Origin of the sequence: Stenotrophomonas beteli (genome assembly GCF_001431665.1) — a bacterium.
Classification (GTDB): domain Bacteria; phylum Pseudomonadota; class Gammaproteobacteria; order Xanthomonadales; family Xanthomonadaceae; genus Stenotrophomonas; species Stenotrophomonas beteli.
Genome location: NZ_LLXV01000001.1, coordinates 73,341 through 91,867, shown reverse-complemented (window position 1 = coordinate 91,867; position 18,527 = coordinate 73,341). Strand labels below are relative to the sequence as shown.

Sequence of the window (18,527 nt, the reverse complement as noted above, 5' to 3'; positions counted from 1 at the left end):
ATACCGTCCAGTTCAGCATTGTGGAATCGAATCGGCGTTGCCGCGTGTGTCTTCCGGTAACACGCTTTGCCGATCCTGTCGGCAGTGCCGGGGAGGGCGCCGGGACCATACCGGAGCGAACTGAATAGGCGTCTAAACCGCAGCAAACCCGAATCTGCTTATTCCGTCCTGCAGCAAGGCCTTTTCGTGCGGTAGGGCTACAATTTCATTTTCCCAACTGAGCAAGCGCATCGCTCTGCCATGAAACCGCAAAAAACCGCAGCCAAGACCGTGAAAAACAAGACGAAACCAGCAGAGTCGGAGGTCGCAGTGACCGCTGGTTTCTCCCTGGAGCCGGTGTACACGGCCTTGCGCAAGCGCTACCCCGCGGCCGCGCAGGCCGAAGCAGTGGCCTTTGCCACTGACTTCTACAAGCGCATGGAGTCGGACGAGTTCCCGCACCACAGCGCTGAAGAGTGGGCCGCTCTCGCGGCTGAGACGCTGGAATTCGCCCGTGCCCGCAAGGCCGGCAAGGCCAACGTCCGCGTGTTCAATCCGACCGCCAAGGCCAATGGTTGGGAATCGCCGCACACCGTGCTGCAGATCGTCAACGATGACATGCCGTTCCTCGTCGATACGGTCACCATGTCGCTGGCCGAGCAGGGCGTGGGCGTCCACGTGCTGGGCCACCCGGTGCTGCGCTTCACCCGCGACAAGGCCGGCAAGCTGGTCAAGGTCGGCGAGGGTGATGCCGAGTCGGTGATGCTGCTGGAAATCGATCGCCAGCCGGCCGACGCCATGGCCGCCATCGAACAGGCCATCAACAAGGCGCTGGACGAAGTACGAGCGATCGTGCGCGACTGGCAGCCGATGAAGGACAAGGCGCTGGCGCTCGCCGACGACCTGGGCAGCCGCCAGCTGCCGGTCGACGATGCCTCGCGCAAGGAAGCACAGGAATTCCTGCGCTGGGCCGCTGACAATCACTTCACCTTCTTCGGCTACCGCGAGTACCGCGTCGAGAAGCAGGGCAAGGAAGAGGTGCTGGCGCCGCTGAACGACACCGGCCTGGGCCTGATGCGCGGCAAGGACAAGTCCGCCGCCCGTCCGGTCAAGACCCTGGCCGCGCAGGGCCTGAACACCACGTCCGGGTTGAAGGACGCGCTGATCCTGACCAAGACCAATGCCCGTTCGCGCGTGCACCGCGCCGGCTACATGGACTACATCGGCGTGCTGGAATTCGACGCCAAGGGCAAGATCATCGGCGAGCAGCGCTTCCTCGGCCTGTTCACCTCCAGCGCCTACAACCGCCGCCCGTGGGAAATCCCGCTGGTGCGCCAGCGCCACGAGCACGTGATGAAGCAGTCCGGCCTGGCCCCGGCCAGCCACAGCGGCAAGGCCCTGCGCCACATCCTGGAAACCCTGCCGCGCGAAGAACTGTTCCAGTCCAGCGAGGACGAACTGTTCCGCACCGCGATGGGCGTGCTGGGCCTGCAGGAGCGCGTGCGCAGCCGCCTGTTCCTGCGCCGCGACAAGTACAGCCGTTTCATCTCCGCGCTGGTCTACCTGCCGCGCGAGCGCTTCAACACCGACGTGCGCCTGCGCATCGAAGCGATGCTTAAGGACGCACTGCACGGTGAGTACGTGGACAGCTCGGTGGTGCTGGGCGAATCGCCGCTGGCGCAGGTGCACCTGATCGTGCGCCCGAAGCCGGGTGAGATGCTCGACGTCGACACCGCCGAACTGGAACAGAAGCTGGCCCAGGTGCTGCGCAACTGGCAGGACGACCTGCGCGAAGCGCTGGTGGCCCGCCACGGCGAGACCGAAGGCCTGCGTATCGCCGCCCGTATCGGCAAGGCGCTGCCGGCCGGCTACATCGAAGACAACAGCACTGCCGTTGCCGCCAACGACGTCAGCCAGCTCGACGCGCTGACCGGCCCGGACGACCTGCGCCTGAGCCTGCAGGCGGTGCCGCGCGAAAGCGGCGATGGCCTGCGCCTGAAGCTGTACCGCCAGCTGGACGACATTCCGCTGTCGGACGCGCTGCCGATGATGGAAAACATGGGCCTGCGCGTGATCGCCGAGCGTCCGTACCGCCTGTCGGTCGACAACGCCCCGGTGTACGTGCAGGACTTCGAGGTCGAGTCGACCGCTGGCGCGATCGATGCCGCCAGTGTCGATGAAGCCTTCGGCGAGACCTTCGCCCGCGTCTGGCACGGCGATGCCGAGAACGATGGCTTCAACCGCCTGGTACTGGCTGCCGGCCTGCACTGGCGCCAGGTCGCCATGCTGCGCGGCTACTGCAAGTACCTGCTGCAGACCGGCGTGCCGTTCTCGCAGGCCTATGTGGAAGGCACCTTCGCCCGCTACCCGCTGCTGGCCCGCCTGCTGGTCGAGCTGTTCGAAGCCCGCTTCGATCCGGCCACCGGCCACGAGAGCAAGGACGACATCGCGGCCGGCCAGGCCCAGCTGAAGGCCCACTTCGATGTGCTGGCCGCTGGCGACGACGCCACCCTGAAGGTGCTCAAGGCCGTGGTCGATGCCCGCAAGGGTGACCGCGACGCGCAGATGCAGGCCGCGCGCGATGCGCTGCTGAAGCTGATGGACCGCGTGTCCAGCCTGGACGAGGACCGCATCCTGCGCTCGTTCATGGGCGTGATCGACGCGACCCTGCGCACCAGCTACTACCAGACCGATGCCAACGGCCAGCACGGCCATGTCATCAGCTTCAAGTTCGATTCGGCGCTGGTGCCGGACCTGCCGAAGCCGCGCCCGTACCGCGAGATCTTCGTCTACGGCCCGCGCGTGGAAGGTACCCACCTGCGCTTCGGCGCGGTCGCCCGTGGCGGCCTGCGCTGGTCGGATCGTCGCGAAGACTTCCGCACCGAAGTGCTGGGCCTGGTCAAGGCGCAGATGGTCAAGAACACCGTCATCGTGCCGGTCGGCGCAAAGGGCGGCTTCTTCGCCAAGACCCCGCCGGTGAACGGCGACCGCGACGCGATCTTCGCCAACGGCGTGGCCTGCTACAAGCTGTTCATCCAGGGCCTGCTGGACATCACCGACAACATCGTCAACAACAAGATCGTGCCGCCGGTGGATGTCGTGCGCCACGACATGGACGACCCGTACCTGGTGGTGGCCGCCGACAAGGGCACCGCGACCTTCTCCGACATCGCCAACGGGCTGGCCATCGCGCACGGCTTCTGGATGGGCGATGCGTTCGCCTCCGGCGGTTCGGTCGGTTACGACCACAAGGGCATGGGCATCACCGCGCGTGGCGCGTGGGAATCGGTCAAGCGCCACTTCCGTGCGCTGGGCCGTGACAGCCAGACCCAGGACTTCACCGCGGTCGGCGTCGGCGACATGTCCGGCGACGTGTTCGGCAACGGCATGCTGCTGTCGCGCCATATCCGCCTGGTCGCTGCATTCGACCACCGCCACATCTTCCTGGACCCGAACCCGGATGCAGCGACCTCGTTCGTCGAGCGTGAGCGCATGTTCACCGTGCCGCGTTCGAGCTGGGCCGACTACGATGCCAAGCTGATCAGCAAGGGCGGCGGCGTGTACCCGCGCAGCCTGAAGTCGATCGAGATCACCCCGCAGGTGCGTGAGGCGCTGGGCCTGGACGAGAGCGTCAAGGCACTGTCGCCGAACGATCTGATGAGCGCGATCCTGAAGGCACCGGTCGACCTGCTGTGGAACGGCGGCATCGGTACCTACGTCAAGGCCGCCAGCGAGCAGCACAGCGATGTCGGCGACCGCGCCAACAATGCGCTGCGCGTGAACGGTGGTGAGCTGCGCTGCAAGGTGGTGGGCGAGGGTGGCAACCTGGGCATGACCCAGCTGGGCCGTATCGAAGCCGCGCAGGCCGGCGTGCTGCTCAACACCGACTTCATCGACAACTCGGCCGGTGTGGACACCTCCGACCATGAAGTCAACATCAAGATCCTGCTCAACGATGTGGTGCGCGCCAAGAAGCTGACCGTTGAACAGCGCAACAAGCTGCTGGCGTCGATGACCGACGAAGTGGCCGACCTGGTGCTGAACGACAACTACCGCCAGAACCAGGCGCTGAGCCTGATGGAGCGGATGGCGGTCAAGCGCCTGGGGTCCAAGCAGCACTTCATCCGTACCCTGGAACAGCAGGGCCTGCTCGATCGCCAGATCGAGTTCCTGCCGTCCGATGCCGAGCTGTCCCAGCGCAAGGCGCGTGGCCAGGGCCTGACCCGCCCGGAACTGTCGGTGCTGCTGTCCTACTCCAAGCTGGTGGCGTTCGCCCAGCTGCTGGATTCGGACATTCCGGAAGATCCGTACCTGTCCAAGGAACTGCAGCGCTACTTCCCGAGCCCGCTGCAGAAGAAGTATGCCGACGCGATGGAGCGTCACCGCCTGAAGCGCGAGATCATCGCCACGGCCGTGACCAACCAGACCATCAACCGCATGGGCGCCACCTTCCTGATGCGCATGCAGGAAGACACCGGCCGTTCCATCGCCGAGGTCGCCAAGGCCTACACCATCAGCCGCGAAACGCTGGATGCACGCGCGTTGTGGGCGCAGATCGATGCCCTCGACGGCAAGGTGCCGGAATCGGTGCAGATCGACGCACTGGAAGTGATCTGGAAGCTGCAGCGCTCGTTCGTGCGCTGGCTGCTGTCGCGCCCGGGCGCGATGCCGGGCATCACCGAAGCAGTCAACCGCTACCAGGGGCCGTTCAACGACATCCGCGTTGCTTCGGGTGTGCTGCCGGATTCGCAGCGTCCGACCTACGAAGCCCTGGTGGCCGAGTGGAAGGAGAAGGGCCTGCCGTCGGCCCTGGCGCAGCAGCTGGCCGAACTGCACTTCCTGGAGCCGGCGTTCGACATCATCGAACTGGCCCGTACCCGCAAGCTGAAGCCGGTGGACGTGTCCAAGGTCCACTTCCGCCTGGGCGATGCCCTGCAGCTGCCGTGGCTGTTCGAGCAGGTCGACGCGCTGGAGGTCAACGGCCGCTGGCATGCGGTGGCGCGTGGCGTGCTGCGTGACGAGCTGGCCGCCAACCACCGCAACCTCGCCGGCCAGGTGCTGGGCACCAAGGGCGCAAGCGCCGAAGCCAAGGTCGCTGCGTGGATGGGCCGCGACGACAACAGCCTGCGCTTCACCCTGGCAATGCTGGCCGAACTGGCCGAGCAGAAGACCCTGGACTACCCGACCGTCTCGGTCGCGGTCCAGCGCCTGGGCCAGCTCGCTGCGCACGGTGCGTAAGTGATGTAGTGCCGGGCCATGCCTGGCATGCGTGAAACGGAACGGCCCCGCGAAAGCGGGGCCGTTCTGTATCCGGGATCGCTGGCCACCGATGGCGGCCAGCGATCAGGTCATCAACGCGGGTAGCCGTAGCGCGCGACTTCGGCGGCGACATCGTTCATGTGCGGCACTTCATCGCGCTGGCCGGGGTTGATGGCGCGGTTGCCATCGTCCACGAAGCGCACCGGCGTCGGATACAGCGGCAGCTTGTTGCCGGAGCCGATGACCGGGACGCCCTGCATGCCATTGACCTTCATGCCCAATGCCTTGCCCATTTCCTCACGAAGCAGGTCGGTGGGGCAGAGCAGGTTCATTGCCACCGCAAACTGCTTGCGCGGCTTGGAGTGGTGGAAGCCGTTGCAGCCGGTCGCGACACCACCGAAGTACACGCCGTCCGCGCCGCTGTCGCTGATCACCTGCGGTGCATGATTGGCAATCCATTCGGGAATGGCATAGGTCGGCAGGTAGTACGGCACGGTGATATCACGCACTGCCGCTTCACGGAAGCGGAACGTTGCGCCCGAGTTGTCGAGCGCCTGGTTGGTCTTCGCCAGGCTTTCGCGCATCAGCTCCAACGCCATGTCCTTCGAACCGATCTCGCCGAGCTGGCCGGAGACGGCAAACACCACGTCAACAGTGGTTGTTTCACGAACCCACCTGTAGTCCCTGAGGCGATAGGAGACCTGCTCACCCGGCAGTACCTTGTCCGACAACCCGGGGCCGATGACGGTGGTCGTCCTCGGTGTTGGATGCGCCGGGGTGCCGGTAACATTCTCCACGACCAGCCGCGTCAGGCGCTGGTACGCATTTGGCAGCGTGACCGTACCTCCGCCCGTGGTCACCCAGGTGAGCAGTGCGGCGGCGTTGTCGACCTTGCCACCACGAGACTTGTCAATGTCGACGCGCGGCACCGGATAGCGAAGTGCGTGCCAATGGCCGGAACCGGGGCCGCCGTCGTCGACGTACATGAATTCGAACTCTTCGCCAGGATTGGTCCAGACGTGGGCCTCGCGGTCAAAGATATTGTCATCGTTGATCTTCAGTCCCCAGCTCGGATCGATCACCTTCGAATCAGCGACCTTGAACATGCGGCGATCACGGTCCGACGGGCTGCGCGGGAAATCCAGGTAGTAGCCACGGAAGTTCTCGTTGGTGGCCGTGACCCGGGTGCGTGCCGAGTCCGTCTTCTGCGATGCTTCGTTCGGGAGCACCGGACGATAGGTTGCGTGGTCCAGCTTCCACCGGCGGAAAAAGGGATCGAATACGTAGTGATGTACATCTCCGGACTCGATCCGGAGGTTCGAGCGCGGGAACAGCGTGTCCGCCGCGATGACTGTACTGGGCCATGACGCAGTGTGCCGGACGGTGACCGTGTCGTAGGGGTGCGCCCCATCCGGCAGGCCTACGAGGCTGACGTGCTGGCCGTCTCGCAGGTTCAGCGTTGTCGCCAGCTTGCGGCCGTTGGACGGAATACGCCAGCGTGCTTCATTGGGGCCATTCAGTGTGCGGATGTTCTCCGTCAACAGGTTCCAGCGATTACTGCGGTTGTCGACGGAAAGGGTGGTGCCGGCCGGCAGCATCATTCTGTCCACACCCTCCGGAAGGTGGGCGAAGTTACCGCGCACGTGCAGATGATTCGGGGAGCTTGCCCGATTCTGGAGGACAATGGTCTTGTAGCCATGGTGCTGCCTGTTGATTGGCAGTCGCACCTGATCCTGCCAGTCATTGTTGCGCAGAGTGAAGATGAGATTCCTGTATCGATCCGGAAGCCATTCGTTATAGCCGTTGCTGCTTGGGGTCAGAAGGCCCTGTCCCGAAACGGTGCCTGCGCCAGGCGCCGGGCCGGGGTTGAGTGGCACGCCAAAGTCCTGGGCGAGGCAGGTACTGGCGGGCAACAGCATGGCCAGGGTGACGGTGAGATTCTTCATCGTGTCTCTCTCATTGGGAGTTGCCCCTTTGCGTGCGATTCCATCGAGCGTTCCGCTCGTGCGGGTTCCTGTCTGGTGCGCGCATCGGGTCCCCGATCATCAGAACGCGTGGCGACGACGCCTATCGGACGATGTAGAGATGTATGCCCTGATCGCTGGAATGCGGTTGCGATCACATTCCATCTGCGGCTCGCAACGTTGATCGGAATCCGATCTGCGCAGGTACGTAGCAGATGAACGTGCCGGGTTCGATTGCGGCCCCGTGGTTGCACCCATGGAGCGTCCGGGTATGCTTTGCCGAAATCCCCCGGACCCACGCCTGATGAGCGACACCCCCCGCATCGCTTTCCTGGCCAGCACCGCCGAGCCCGCGCAGATGGCCCGCGTGGCGATGATCTCGCGTTATGGCGATCACGCGCCGGAGCAGGCTGACGTGCTGTGCCCGCTTGGGGGCGACGGCTTCATGCTGCAGACCCTGCATCGGCATGGGCACCTGGGCAAGCCGGTGTTCGGCATGAAGCTGGGCACCGTCGGCTTCCTGATGAACCAGTACCGGGGCGACGATGACGTGCAGGCCCGCATCGCGCGCGCTGAACCGGCCAACCTGCGCCCGCTGGAAATGGTGGCGCTGACCGAGTCCGGCACCAGTACCGGCTCGCTGGCCTACAACGATGTCTCGCTGCTGCGGCAGACCCGCCAGGCGGCGCACATCGGCATTGACCTCAACGGCCAGGAGCGCGTGGCCGAGCTGATCGGTGACGGCGTGCTGGTGGCCACCCCGGCCGGCAGTACCGCCTACAACTATTCCGCGCACGGCCCGGTGCTGCCGCTGGGCTCGCATACCATCGCGCTGACGCCGCTGGCCCCGTACCGGCCGCGACGCTGGCGCGGGGCGATCCTCAAGGCAGATACCGAAGTACGCTTCCGCGTGCTTGATCCGTACAAGCGTCCGGTCAGCGTCACCGCCGATTCGCACGAGACCCGCGATGTGGTCGAGGTGACCATCCGTGAGTCGAAGGACCGCCGCGTGACCCTGCTGTTCGACCCGGAGCACAACCTGGAAGACCGGATCCTGAGCGAACAGTTCGTTTTTTGAGGACAATAGGCGGCCGGCCGTGCCGATCGCTTGAAGGACCCCCACCGATGGGCGACAACTCCCCCCGTTTGCTGACCGTCGCGGTGACCTCGCGCGCCCTGTTCGACCTCGAGGAAAGCCATGCGCTGTTCGAGAGCGATGGCGTGGCGGCCTACGCCGAGTTCCAGCGCCAGCACGAGGACGACATCCTCGGCCCCGGCGTGGCCTTTCCGGTGGTGCGCAAGCTGCTGGCGCTGAACCAGGGCGCCAGCCCGGAGAACCCGCGGGTCGAGGTGATCCTGCTGTCGCGCAACTCGGCCGATACCGGCCTGCGCATCTTCAACTCGATCCAGCACTACGGCCTGGGCATCATCCGCGCGACCTTCACCGCCGGTGAGCCGACCTGGCCGTACGTGAAGCCGTTCGGTACCGACCTGTTCCTGTCGGCCAACCCCGAATCGGTGCGCAGCGCGCTGCGCCATGGCATTGCCGCAGCGACCATCCTGCCCAAGCCACCGGGTGAGACCGCGGCCGCAGCGGCCGACCAGATCGACATCGGCCGCCCTGCCGGGCAGCTGCGCATCGCCTTTGACGGTGACGCGGTGATCTTCGGCGATGAAAGCGAGCGCATCTCGCGCGAGCAGGGCGTGGAGGCATTCGGCCGCCACGAGCGCGAGCGCGCCCGCGAGCCACTCAGCGGCGGCCCGTTCCGCGGCTTCCTGTCGGCCCTGCATACGCTGCAGGAAGTGTTCCCGGCCGGCGAAAGCGCACCGATCCGCACCGCGCTGGTCACCGCGCGTTCGGCACCGGCGCACGAGCGCGTGATCCGCACCCTGCGCGAATGGGGTGTGCGCCTGGATGAGGCGCTGTTCCTGGGCGGGCGCCACAAGGGGCCGTTCCTGCAGGCGTTTGGCGCCGACATCTTCTTCGATGATTCGCAGCACAACATCGACAGTGCGCGCGAACATGTGGCCGCCGGCCACGTACCGCACGGCGTTGCCAACGAGGGGTAGGGCCTGGTAGGTGCCCACCTTGGCGGGCGCCGTGCTGGATCCATGCCCACCAAGGTGGGCATCTACCAGAGCCCCATGCCCCGGTAGTTGCCAACCTTGGTTGGCATTGCCCTCAGGCCACGGGGCCGTTCAAGGGCTGCCCGACATCCCCAGCTGCAGGTCCACCACCTTCCAGCGCAGGCCCTGCGGTTCCAGCACGACCTTCAACGGCGGCTGGCCGGGGCCACGATCAACGTCGATCACGAAGCGGTCCAGCGCTTCGAAATGGTGCTTGGCGTTCTTCAGCGGCCGCGCCGGTTCGGTCGGGCCGAAGGCATCGCCGCCCTGCAGTTCATTGCGGCCGCGCTTCCACAGCACGTGGCCCTGCAGCATTGCGCCGATCCCGGTCGGGGTCACCATGGTGTCCACGGCGGCACCGCCCAGCTGGTCGCCCAGGCCGTAGAGCAGGGCGCCGAACGGGCTGGTGGCCACTTCTGGACCGGCCTGGCGTACCAGGTAGTCGTTGAGCTGGGCGCGCAGGCTGCTGCGAACGCGCGGGAAGTCGACGTAGCGCTCCAGGCGCGCGGTGTCACGCTGCTCGATGGCCTTGGACAGGCCGTTGACGGCCATGTAGGGGCCGCCAAACCACCAGGCCGCCAGCGCCAGCGCCAGGACCAGCAGGATTGCGAGGGCTATGAGCTTCTTCATGCCTCCAGACTGCCGCAACGGCGGCCGTGCCGGGTGAAGACTCAATGACTGGGTGAGCGGCGGCCATCACCGAAGGCGTCCACCAGCTGCTGGCGCTCGGCAGCACTGAGCGCCTCCAGTCGTGTCGCCAGCACTTCATCCAGGCTGCCGATGCGGGTGGTGCCGAGGATGCCGCTGGCCACGCCGGGGTAGCCCAGCGCGTAGGCGAAGGCGGTCTGGGCGGGCCGCTGGCTGTCGATCGCGGCCACGGCGCTGCGCATCGCGCGGGCGCTGCGCATCAGTTGCCGGCTGCTGGGTTTGAGCCAGGTGCGCGCCAGGTACCAGCCATCGGCCAGCCGTGGCAGGCGCGGACGCGCGGGCAGCAGATGGCCCTGTGCCAGCACCGTGCCTGCCAGCACGCCGATGCCGGCGGCGTGCAGCTGGTCGATCAGGGGTTCGCGGTCCTGCTGCAGGGCGTTGTAGTCCAGCAGCACCACATCGAAGGCAGCGGGGTGGGCGATCATCCAGCGCAGGGTCGACGCGGAGTGGGTGTTGATGCCGGTGTGCCGGATCAGCCCACGCTCGCGCAGGCGTTGCAGTGCGGCCAGCAGATCGTCGTTGATGTCGTGCTCGCTGGCGCCGTGCAGCTGGTAGATATCCAGATGGTCCAGGCCGAGGTTGCGCAACGAGGCTTCGCAACTGGCGGTGATCGCTGCGGGCGAGAAGTTGCGCTGCTCGGCACCGCTGATGCCGGCCTGGCCGGTCAGCGTGCCGCCCTTGCTGGAGATCACCAGCGCGTCGCGCCGGTACTGTTTCAGCAGCGGGCGAAGAATGCGGCCCAGGCGCGGCTCGGCATGGAACCCTGAGTAGTTGTGCCCGGTGTCGAGCAGATTCACGCCTTGGGCCAGGGCATGGGCGACCACGGCTGCCGCCGCCTCTTCGGGGAAGCGACGATGGCCCCAAAAGCCGGAGCAGCCCAGGCCGACCGGCGAAACCGCCAGGCCGGTCCGTCCCAGCACTCGGCGCTGGCGCGCCAGCGCAGGCTGCGGCGGCATCAGAACTCCAGGTCCAGTGCCGCGCACAGGTAGTCGACGAACGGGCCCAGCCCGGCCAGATCCTTGCCCAGCGTGGACAACAGTCGCGGCCCGGTCATCGTGGCGTCGTCCAGCGAGCGCCACATCACCCAGTTGCGGTGCTTGAGGTCGTCGATGAACTCGAAGTCGGCCGGGAAGCCGCGCGGCGGACGCACCAGCTTCTCGCTTTCCTCGAAATCGAAGCGCTTGCGCAGGGCCGGCGCATGCGCGGCGGCCTTCCAGCTGCCCGGGTTGTCGAGGATGAAGTGGCGCACGCGGCGCTGGGTTTCCGGTTCCGGATGCCACAGGCCGGCACCGACGAAGCTCTCGCCCGGCTGCAGGTGCACGTAGAACGACGGCGCGGCCACCTCGCGGCGACGCTCGTGGAACAGGCGCGCGCCCTGCCAGGTCTTGTACGGCGACTTGTCGTTGGAAAAACGTGCGTCGCGGTGGATGCGGAACAGCGAGCCACCGACACCACGGGTATCGGCGCGGAAGTGCTCGCTGACCTCCGCCAGCGCCGGTTGCAGGTCTCCCAGCAGGCGCAGGAACGGCTGCCGCACGTGGTCTTCGTACTGCTGGCGGTGCTCGTTGAACCAGGCCTTGTCATTGTGCCGCGCGAGGCTGCGCAGGAACCTGAAGCTGGCGTCCGAGAAGTAGGTGCTCACAGTGTCTCCTGCAGGTGCTGGCCCCAGTCGCGCAGCGATTGCAGCAGGGCCTGGCGCCGCGCGTCGTCGGGCGCATCGGCGGCCAGTGCATCGAGCTGCTGCTGGTACTGGGGCAGGTTGAGTTCGCCCAGGCCGCCGTCTCCGAGCAGGCGCTGGCGGCGGTAATCCTGCCAGCGCTGGCGTTCGGCCGGCGCGAGGCTGTCGGGGTGGTTGCGCGCGCGGTAGCGGAACAGCAGCTCGGGCAGGCGCGGATCGCGGAAGCGGCCTTCGAGCGCGGCCAGCTGTTCCGGTGCGGTGGTGCGGGCCAGCGCCAGCAGCGGCTTGTCGCCGTTGCCGAGGAAGCCGTCATACAGCGAGGCATCGACGTCGGCCACGGTGGCCGCGCGCGGCTGGTTGTAGACCTGGCGCGCCTTCTCGGCCAGCTGCGGGGCGAACGCGCGCAGCCGTTCCACCTTGGCCTCGATCGCCGCCACATCCAGGCTGAGGCGCTCGTGGTCATCGGCGCGCAGGTGGTTCCAGGCGATCAGTGCCGGCACCTTGTTCAGATGCACCTCCTTCAGCGGCACCCGCGCCACGCCCTCGGGCAGTTCGCTGGCGCGCATGTACAGGCGCTGCGCGATCACCTCGGCGGGCAGTTCCAGCAGGTCATCGATGTCGCCGTCCAGGTCGAACACGATCACCCGGTTGCTGATGGTGGGGTGCACTGCCAGCGGCAGCACCGGCGCCGCGCACAGGCGGCTGGCGGGATAGCGCATGGAAACATGCAGCACCGGCTTCATCGCGGCCACGTCCAGCAGGCTGCCGACGAAGCGCTTGTCGCGCAGTTTCAGTGCGTAGTCCCACAGGCGTGGTTGTGACTGCTTGAACAGGCGCGCCATGCCAATGGTGGCGCGCACGTCCGAAAGCGCTTCGTGCGCATCGCCTTCGCGTACGTGGTTGGCTTCGGCCAGGTGCTCCAGCTTGAACGAGGTGGCGCCGTCCTCGCGCAGCGGCCATTGGATGCCGTCAGGGCGCATGGCGCGCATCAGCCGCAGCATGTCCAGCAGGTCCCAGCGCGAATTGCCGTTGCGCCACTCGCGCTCGTACGGATCGTGGAAGTTGCGGAACAGGCCGTAGCGGACGAACTCGTCATCGAAGCGCAGGGTGTTGTAGCCCAGCGCGCAGGTACCGGGCCGCGACAGCAGTTCGTTGATGCGATCAAATGCCTCGGCCTCGCTGATGCCTTCGGCCAGGGCCTGCTGCGGCGTGATGCCGGTGACCAGGGTCGCCATAGGCGAGGGCAGCAGGTCATCGGCCGGCCGCACGAAGAAGCTGACCGGGCTGTCGATCTCGTTGAGGTCTGCATCGGTGCGGATCGCGGCGAACTGCGAGATGCGGGTGCGCCGTGGGTCCTGGCCGAAGGTTTCCAGGTCGTAGAACAGGAAGCTGTCAGCCATCAGTGCGCGCCCTCCAGCACCGTCAGCTGCGCATGGATCTGCGATTCCAGTGCGGCCCAGTCGATGTTGTCCAGTGAATCATGGCCGGCCGTGGCCGCCGCCAGCAGGTCGCGCTGGATCTCCGTGCGGCGCAGTGCTTCGGCATACGGCGTGTGCAGGAAGGTGACCATGGTGTAGTGCGGCACGAAGCGGGTCGGCCAGCGCCGCTGCAGTTCCTGCTCCAGTTCGCGCTGCAGCAGGAATGCGGGATCGGCGACGCGGTCGCGCATCTCCAGATAGTTTTCCAGTGCCATCTGCTGGATGGCACGCGCGTTCGGCTTGCGCTCATTCTCGAACGCCGCGAAGGCGCCTTCCAGGTCGTCCGCCTCCATCAGATGGCGCGCCAGTGCAACGCAGTCCTCGAAGGCGCAGTTCATGCCCTGGCCGTGGAACGGCACCATGGCATGGGCGGCATCGCCGATCAGCACGGCACGGCCCTGCTGGTGCCAGCGTTCCAGGGTGAGCGTGCCGAGCAGGCCCGGCGGGTGCTGTTCCCAGTCCGCACGCAGGTCCGGGATCAGCGGCAGGGTGTCGGCGAACTCGCGCGCGAACAGTGCTTCGGCCTGCGCGCCGGTGTTGACCGTGGCGAAGCTGGGATCACCCTGGTTGGGCAGGAACAGGGTGACGGTGAAGGTGCCTTCGTGGTTGGGCAGGGCGATGCACATGTAGTGGCCGCGTGGCCAGATGTGCAGTGCATTGCGCTCGATACGGAAGCTGCCGTCGGCGGCCGGCGGGATCTCCAGTTCCTTGTAGGAGTGGTCGAGGAAGGCGATGTCCTCGCCCAGCGGTGCGCGCCGGTTCATCGCCGCACGCAGCGCCGAGCCGGCGCCGTCTGCACCGATCAGGGTGTCGAAGTGGATGTCATGCGGGCTGTCATCGCGGTCGTCGATGAAGCGCGCATGGCCGGCATCGAAATCGACAGTGTGCAGGCGGCGGTGGAAGTGCACGGTGGCACCTGCCTGTTCGGCCAGCTCCAGCAGCGTGGTGTTCAGGTCACTGCGGTGGATCGACCAGATCACCTCGCTGTCATCGCGGCCATAGCGCTGCAGCTGCGGCTCGCCGTCGCGCGGATGCACCATGCGCCCGCGCATCATTACCGCGCGCGCCATCACCTCGTCTTCCACGCCCGCCTGGCGCAGTGCGTTGCGCCCGCGCTCGGCCAGTGCCAGGTTGATCGAACGGCCGCTTTCGTAATTGGCAATGCGCGGATCGCCACGGCGTTCGTACAGGGTGATGCGCCAGCCCTGGCGCGACAGCAGGATGGCCAGCAGGGACCCGGCAAGACCGGCGCCGATAATGCTCAACGAGCGGGAAGCGTGTGCGATCAACGAACTGTCCAGCAGTAGGGGAGGGGCCGGCTCAGAGGCCGGCCCAGGCTTCCACTTCCTCGACGAAATGGTGCACGTCCAGGTAGCGGTTGTAGAGCGGGGTCGGCGAGATGCGGATGACGTCCGGCTCGCGCCAGTCACCGAGCACGCCGATGCCGCGCAGGTGCTCGAACAACGCACGGCCACGCTCGCGGCCGCCGATCACCCGCAGCGACAACTGGCAGCCGCGCCGCTGCGGCTCGGCAGGCGTGATGATGTCAAGCACGCCGGACAGGCGTGCGCGTACCAGCGCTTCCAGCATGCCGGTCAATGCCAGCGACTTGCTGCGCAGCGCCTCCATGCCGGCGCGCTCGAACAGGTCCAGCGAGGCACGCAGCGGGGCCAGGCCGAGAATCGGTGGGTTGCTCAGCTGCCAGCCTTCGGCACCGATGGCCGGGGTGAACTGCGGCGCCATCTGGAAGCGGGTGCTCTCTTCATGGCCCCACCAGCCGGCAAAGCGCGGCAGGGTGGTGTCGCGGTGGTGGCGCTCGTGCACGAAGGCGCCGGCGACCGCGCCCGGGCCACTGTTGAGGTACTTGTAGTGGCACCACACGGCGAAATCGGGGGCCACGTCATGCAGGCGAAGTGGCAGGTTGCCCACCGAGTGCGCCAGGTCGAAGCCGATGCGCGCGCCCTGCAGGCGCGCGGCACGGGTGATCGCATCCAGATCGAAGGCCTGGCCGGTGCGGTACTGCACGCCCGGCCACAGCACCAGCGCCAGGCGCGGGCCATGCTCGGCGATGGCGCGTTCGATCGCGACCTGCGAGATCGTGCCGCTGGCCTCGTCCGGCTGCACTTCCACCAGGCACTCGGCCGGGTCGAAGCCGTGGAAGCGGATCTGCGCCTCCACCGCGTGGCGATCGGTGGGAAATGCGCCGGCCTCCATCAGGATCACCGGCCGCTGTGCGGTCGGCCGGTAGAAGCTGACCATCATCAGGTGCAGGTTCACGCTCAGCGTGTTCATGGCCACCACTTCGCTGGGCAGTGCGCCGACCACGCGGGCCAGCTGCGCGCTCACCAGGCGGTGGTAGGACAGCCACTGGGTGGGGCCGGTGAAATGGCCTTCCACGGCCAGCTCGCCCCACTGCTTCATCACCTCCTGCACTGCCGCCTGTGCGCCGCGCGGCTGCAGGCCCAGCGAGTTGCCCACAAAGTAGGTCTGTTCGCCGCCGCCATGGCGTGGAATCAGGAATTCGTTGCGCAGCGGACGCAGCGGGTCGGCGGCGTCCAGGGCAATGGCGTGGGTGCGGCTGAGCAGGTCGGACATGGGCGGGCAACAGGCTGCAACGGGACGGCCAGTGTAGCGCCTGGCGCCTGCCCGGGGCGTCGCGGCCACGCTTCGAGCGCCGCGTTTTCTGGTAGTGGCCAACCTTGGTTGGCGCGCGTAGATTCCTGCGCCCACCAAGGTGGGCGCCTATCGGTGTGGGCGTCAGCCCACCGCGGTCACCGGCAGCGGGTCCACGTGCCCGCACTCGCTGCAGGTGCGCAGTTCAAGGCTGGCCTGGTACCTGGCAAACACCTTGGGCAGGTCGGTCTCGATGTTCTGCAGCGTGAAATACTCTTCGTACAGTTTGTGATTGCAGCGCTCGCAATGCCAGATCACGCCGTCACGTTCGTGCGGCAGGCGCTTGCGCTCGACCACCAGGCCGACACCGCCGGGCGGGCGCCGCGGCGAGTGCGGCACCTTCCCCGGCAACAGGAAGATCTCGCCGGCGCGGATCGGGATGTCGCGCACCGCGCCGTCTTCCTGCACCTTCAGCACCATCTCGCCTTCGAGCTGGTAGAACCATTCCGGGCCTTCGTCGTAGTGGTAGTCGGTGCGCGAGTTCGGCCCGCCCACCACCATCACGATGAAGTCGCCGTTGTCGATCATCTTGTTGCCCACCGGCGGCTTCAGCAGGTGGCGATGTTCTTCGATCCAGGCGTGCAGGTTGATCGGCGAGGCGAGCATGGTCGTGGTCCGTAGTGAGGTCAGTCGCGCCGGCCCTGGCGCGGCACATAGGACAGGGCCTTTTCGTAGGCCGGCTTGAGCTCTTCCGGTGCACCGACGTCGATGCCCATTTCGCTGACCCGGCCGTTCTTCAGGCTGTAGACCCAGCCATGCACCATCAGCTTCTGGCCCCGTGCCCAGGCGTCCTCGACGATGGTCGAGCGGCATAGGTTGGCGACCTGCTCGATCACGTTCAGTTCGCACAGGCGTGCATGCTTCAGCTCGTCATCCTCGATCGCATCGAGGATGCCCTGGTGCTTCTGCACGACATCGCCGACGTGACGCAGCCAGTTGTCGGCCAGGCCGACGCGGGTGTTGTGCAGGCACGCATGCACGCCGCCGCAGCCGTAGTGGCCGACGATCAGGATGTGCTTCACCTTCAGCTGGTCCACCGCGTACTGCACCACGCTCAGGCAGTTCAGGTCGCTGTGTGCCACCACGTTGGCGACGTTGCGGTGCACGAAGACCTCACCCGGCGCCATGCCGATGATCTGGTTGGCCGGCACCCGTGAGTCGGAGCAGCCGATCCACAGGTATTCCGGATGCTGCTGCTTGGACAGGTGCTGGAAGAACTCAGGGTCTTCCTTGGCGATGCGGTCGGCCCAGTCGCGGTTGTTCTGCAGCAGGCGGTGGATGTCTTTCATGTGCGGTATCCCTGGCGTCGGGTGGGGGGCAAGGCGCGGCCGTTCTGGCCGCGTCGTCGCGGGAAGCTGAGGCGATCAGCCGCTGGGGGCGGTCTGTTCACGGTGCCAGCGCATCCATTGCGCCAGCTCCTGGGATGAAGGGGTGGCCAGTGCCTCCAGCGCGGCGATGACCGCCTGCTGGTTGGCCTCGGGATGGTTCTGGCTGAGCTTGAGCTTCAGCTGCACGTGCTCGACCTGGAAGCGGAAGCCGACGATCACGCGCAGCTCCGGGCCATGTTCGGCGCGCGTGGCGTCGAACTGCCAGGCCTGGCCGACGCTGGCTTCGAAACGGTCGCTGATCGCACCGACCAGATCGGCCAGTGCGCCGGTATCGTCGAACGTCTGCAGCTGGCCGCGCAGCTCGGCGGCGGCATAGTTCCAGGTGGGCACCCGTGCGGCAGGTTCCTTGTCGGGATACCAGCTGGCCGACACATACCCGTGCGGGCCATCGACCAGCACCTTGGCCGCGCCACGATGACGCGATTGCGGGTTCGCACGCGCCCAGTGGCCACGCAGTTCGATGCGGTCACCGTCGCGCTGGTACAGCACCGGCATCCGGGTCAGTTCGGGCAGGCCATCGCTGCCGGGGGTGAGCACGGTGACGAATGGATCGCGCGCCAGCAGGCGGTCCAGCCAGAGCAGGTCGGTCTCGGCGAAGGCGCGTGGAGTGAACATGCCTGGATCAGGCGCGCCCGCCCAGCGACTGGATCATGCGGCCACGCAGGCCCTCGTCGCTGTCGGCCTGCGGCGGGTGCACTTCGTGCAGGCTGAAGCCGCGCACCAGCGCGTCTTCCTCGTCCAGGCCGTCGTACTCGACGAATTCGGCGTCGAACAGCTGCGAACGCGCGGTGTCCTCGCTGTCATAGCTCAGCGTGTTGCCATCGCTGTCGAGCACTTCTGCGGTGCCGGCGGGGCGAACGCGCAGGCGTGCCCAGATCAGGGTGTTGCCGAGGCTGGCCAGCCACCAGCTGTCGCGCGAGGCGGTGATGTCATTCATGGGCGTATTACCAGAGCGAGGCCAGCCAGAGCAGGGCAGCCATGCCCAGTCCGGCCAGCAGGGTCAGCAGCGATACCCAGGCCGGCGTCGCCAGCCCGGACAGCGAGCGGTCCGGCTGCTGGCGATAGTCGCGGCGCAGCAGCCAGGCCAGGGCATCGGGCTTGAGGAAGGCGCCGCTGCCGAAGCGCTCGGCGAGCGCCGGGTGGCGGTCGCGCACATGCACCAGGGTCAGCGGCCAGAAGATCACGAAGGCACTGAACCCGGCCACTGCCACGCCGACGAAACAGAGGGCGAAGAACAGGGTCATGGGGGCAGTACCTCCGTGGTCGTATGGGG

General features: G+C 66.8%; 15 protein-coding genes. 3 read left to right on the top strand and 12 right to left on the bottom strand.

Features of this window, described 5'->3' with window-relative positions; translation table 11 throughout:
- Window positions 1-240 precede the first annotated feature (240 nt).
- Window positions 241-5,217, top strand: coding sequence for an NAD-glutamate dehydrogenase (locus tag ARC23_RS00390; protein ID WP_057495382.1), 4,977 nt, complete (start codon window positions 241-243; stop codon window positions 5,215-5,217).
- 113 nt (window positions 5,218-5,330) lie between these two features.
- On the opposite strand, the gene ARC23_RS00385 is transcribed toward ARC23_RS00390, so the two are convergent.
- Entirely contained in the window at window positions 5,331-7,184 is a 1,854-nt protein-coding gene (locus ARC23_RS00385) for a hypothetical protein (protein ID WP_057495381.1), read from the bottom strand.
- Between the two features lie 322 nt (window positions 7,185-7,506).
- On the opposite strand from ARC23_RS00385, the gene ARC23_RS00380 reads away from it, so the two are divergent.
- Window positions 7,507-8,280 (top strand): NAD kinase, encoded by a 774-nt coding sequence (locus tag ARC23_RS00380; protein WP_057495380.1) that lies wholly within the window; start codon window positions 7,507-7,509, stop codon window positions 8,278-8,280.
- 47 nt (window positions 8,281-8,327) lie between these two features.
- Entirely contained in the window at window positions 8,328-9,272 is a 945-nt protein-coding gene (locus ARC23_RS00375; RefSeq protein WP_019660382.1) for a 5'-nucleotidase, read from the top strand.
- 129 nt (window positions 9,273-9,401) lie between these two features.
- Here ARC23_RS00375 and ARC23_RS00370 read toward each other — a convergent pair whose 3' ends face one another.
- The 11 genes from ARC23_RS00370 to ARC23_RS00320 form a co-directional block, all read right to left on the bottom strand.
- Complete coding sequence (locus ARC23_RS00370) at window positions 9,402-9,959, bottom strand: DUF2939 domain-containing protein (RefSeq protein ID WP_057495379.1); 558 nt, start codon at window positions 9,957-9,959, stop codon at window positions 9,402-9,404.
- 41 nt (window positions 9,960-10,000) lie between these two features.
- Window positions 10,001-10,993 carry an aldo/keto reductase gene (locus ARC23_RS00365; protein ID WP_057495378.1) on the bottom strand — a complete coding sequence of 331 codons (993 nt, stop codon included), beginning with the start codon at window positions 10,991-10,993 and terminating at the stop codon, window positions 10,001-10,003.
- Window positions 10,993-11,679 carry a DUF2461 domain-containing protein gene (locus ARC23_RS00360; protein WP_057495377.1) on the bottom strand — a complete coding sequence of 229 codons (687 nt, stop codon included), beginning with the start codon at window positions 11,677-11,679 and terminating at the stop codon, window positions 10,993-10,995. The genes ARC23_RS00365 and ARC23_RS00360 overlap by 1 nt, the downstream gene beginning before the upstream one ends.
- Entirely contained in the window at window positions 11,676-13,115 is a 1,440-nt protein-coding gene (sbcB, locus tag ARC23_RS00355) for an exodeoxyribonuclease I (RefSeq protein ID WP_057495376.1), read from the bottom strand. Before sbcB ends, ARC23_RS00360 begins: the two co-directional genes overlap by 4 nt.
- A complete protein-coding gene (locus tag ARC23_RS00350; RefSeq protein WP_057495375.1) occupies window positions 13,115-14,482 on the bottom strand; it encodes an FAD-dependent oxidoreductase in 1,368 nt (455 codons plus the stop codon). Before ARC23_RS00350 ends, sbcB begins: the two co-directional genes overlap by 1 nt.
- A gap of 31 nt (window positions 14,483-14,513) precedes the next feature.
- Window positions 14,514-15,788 carry a kynureninase gene (kynU, locus tag ARC23_RS00345; protein WP_057495374.1) on the bottom strand — a complete coding sequence of 425 codons (1,275 nt, stop codon included), beginning with the start codon at window positions 15,786-15,788 and terminating at the stop codon, window positions 14,514-14,516.
- A gap of 162 nt (window positions 15,789-15,950) precedes the next feature.
- On the bottom strand, window positions 15,951-16,472 hold the full coding sequence (locus ARC23_RS00340) for a 3-hydroxyanthranilate 3,4-dioxygenase (RefSeq protein ID WP_057495373.1): 522 nt from the start codon (window positions 16,470-16,472) through the stop codon (window positions 15,951-15,953).
- Window positions 16,473-16,492: 20 nt separating this feature from the next.
- The gene (gene can, locus ARC23_RS00335; protein WP_057495372.1) at window positions 16,493-17,155 is read right to left on the bottom strand and encodes a carbonate dehydratase; all 663 of its coding nucleotides are present in this window, start codon (window positions 17,153-17,155) and stop codon (window positions 16,493-16,495) included.
- A gap of 75 nt (window positions 17,156-17,230) precedes the next feature.
- Window positions 17,231-17,869 (bottom strand): FMN-binding negative transcriptional regulator, encoded by a 639-nt coding sequence (locus ARC23_RS00330; protein ID WP_057495371.1) that lies wholly within the window; start codon window positions 17,867-17,869, stop codon window positions 17,231-17,233.
- Window positions 17,870-17,876: 7 nt separating this feature from the next.
- On the bottom strand, window positions 17,877-18,191 hold the full coding sequence (locus tag ARC23_RS00325) for a hypothetical protein (RefSeq protein WP_057495370.1): 315 nt from the start codon (window positions 18,189-18,191) through the stop codon (window positions 17,877-17,879).
- 7 nt (window positions 18,192-18,198) lie between these two features.
- A complete protein-coding gene (locus ARC23_RS00320) occupies window positions 18,199-18,498 on the bottom strand; it encodes a hypothetical protein (RefSeq protein ID WP_005417403.1) in 300 nt (99 codons plus the stop codon).
- Between the last annotated feature and the right edge of the window lie 29 nt (window positions 18,499-18,527).

Excerpts from the sequence above, each read along its gene's own strand:
- ARC23_RS00340 (WP_057495373.1), bottom strand. The coding sequence starts at position 16,472 with ATGCTCGCCTCGCCGATCAACCTGCACGCCTGGATCGAAGAACATCGC.
- ARC23_RS00390 (WP_057495382.1), top strand. The coding sequence starts at position 241 with ATGAAACCGCAAAAAACCGCAGCCAAGACCGTGAAAAACAAGACGAAA.
- ARC23_RS00385 (WP_057495381.1), bottom strand. The coding sequence starts at position 7,184 with ATGAAGAATCTCACCGTCACCCTGGCCATGCTGTTGCCCGCCAGTACC.
- kynU (WP_057495374.1), bottom strand. The coding sequence starts at position 15,788 with ATGTCCGACCTGCTCAGCCGCACCCACGCCATTGCCCTGGACGCCGCC.
- ARC23_RS00320 (WP_005417403.1), bottom strand. The coding sequence starts at position 18,498 with ATGACCCTGTTCTTCGCCCTCTGTTTCGTCGGCGTGGCAGTGGCCGGG.
- ARC23_RS00365 (WP_057495378.1), bottom strand. The coding sequence starts at position 10,993 with ATGCCGCCGCAGCCTGCGCTGGCGCGCCAGCGCCGAGTGCTGGGACGG.
- ARC23_RS00330 (WP_057495371.1), bottom strand. The coding sequence starts at position 17,869 with ATGTTCACTCCACGCGCCTTCGCCGAGACCGACCTGCTCTGGCTGGAC.
- ARC23_RS00375 (WP_019660382.1), top strand. The coding sequence starts at position 8,328 with ATGGGCGACAACTCCCCCCGTTTGCTGACCGTCGCGGTGACCTCGCGC.
- ARC23_RS00325 (WP_057495370.1), bottom strand. The coding sequence starts at position 18,191 with ATGAATGACATCACCGCCTCGCGCGACAGCTGGTGGCTGGCCAGCCTC.
- ARC23_RS00370 (WP_057495379.1), bottom strand. The coding sequence starts at position 9,959 with ATGAAGAAGCTCATAGCCCTCGCAATCCTGCTGGTCCTGGCGCTGGCG.
- can (WP_057495372.1), bottom strand. The coding sequence starts at position 17,155 with ATGAAAGACATCCACCGCCTGCTGCAGAACAACCGCGACTGGGCCGAC.
- ARC23_RS00380 (WP_057495380.1), top strand. The coding sequence starts at position 7,507 with ATGAGCGACACCCCCCGCATCGCTTTCCTGGCCAGCACCGCCGAGCCC.
- sbcB (WP_057495376.1), bottom strand. The coding sequence starts at position 13,115 with ATGGCTGACAGCTTCCTGTTCTACGACCTGGAAACCTTCGGCCAGGAC.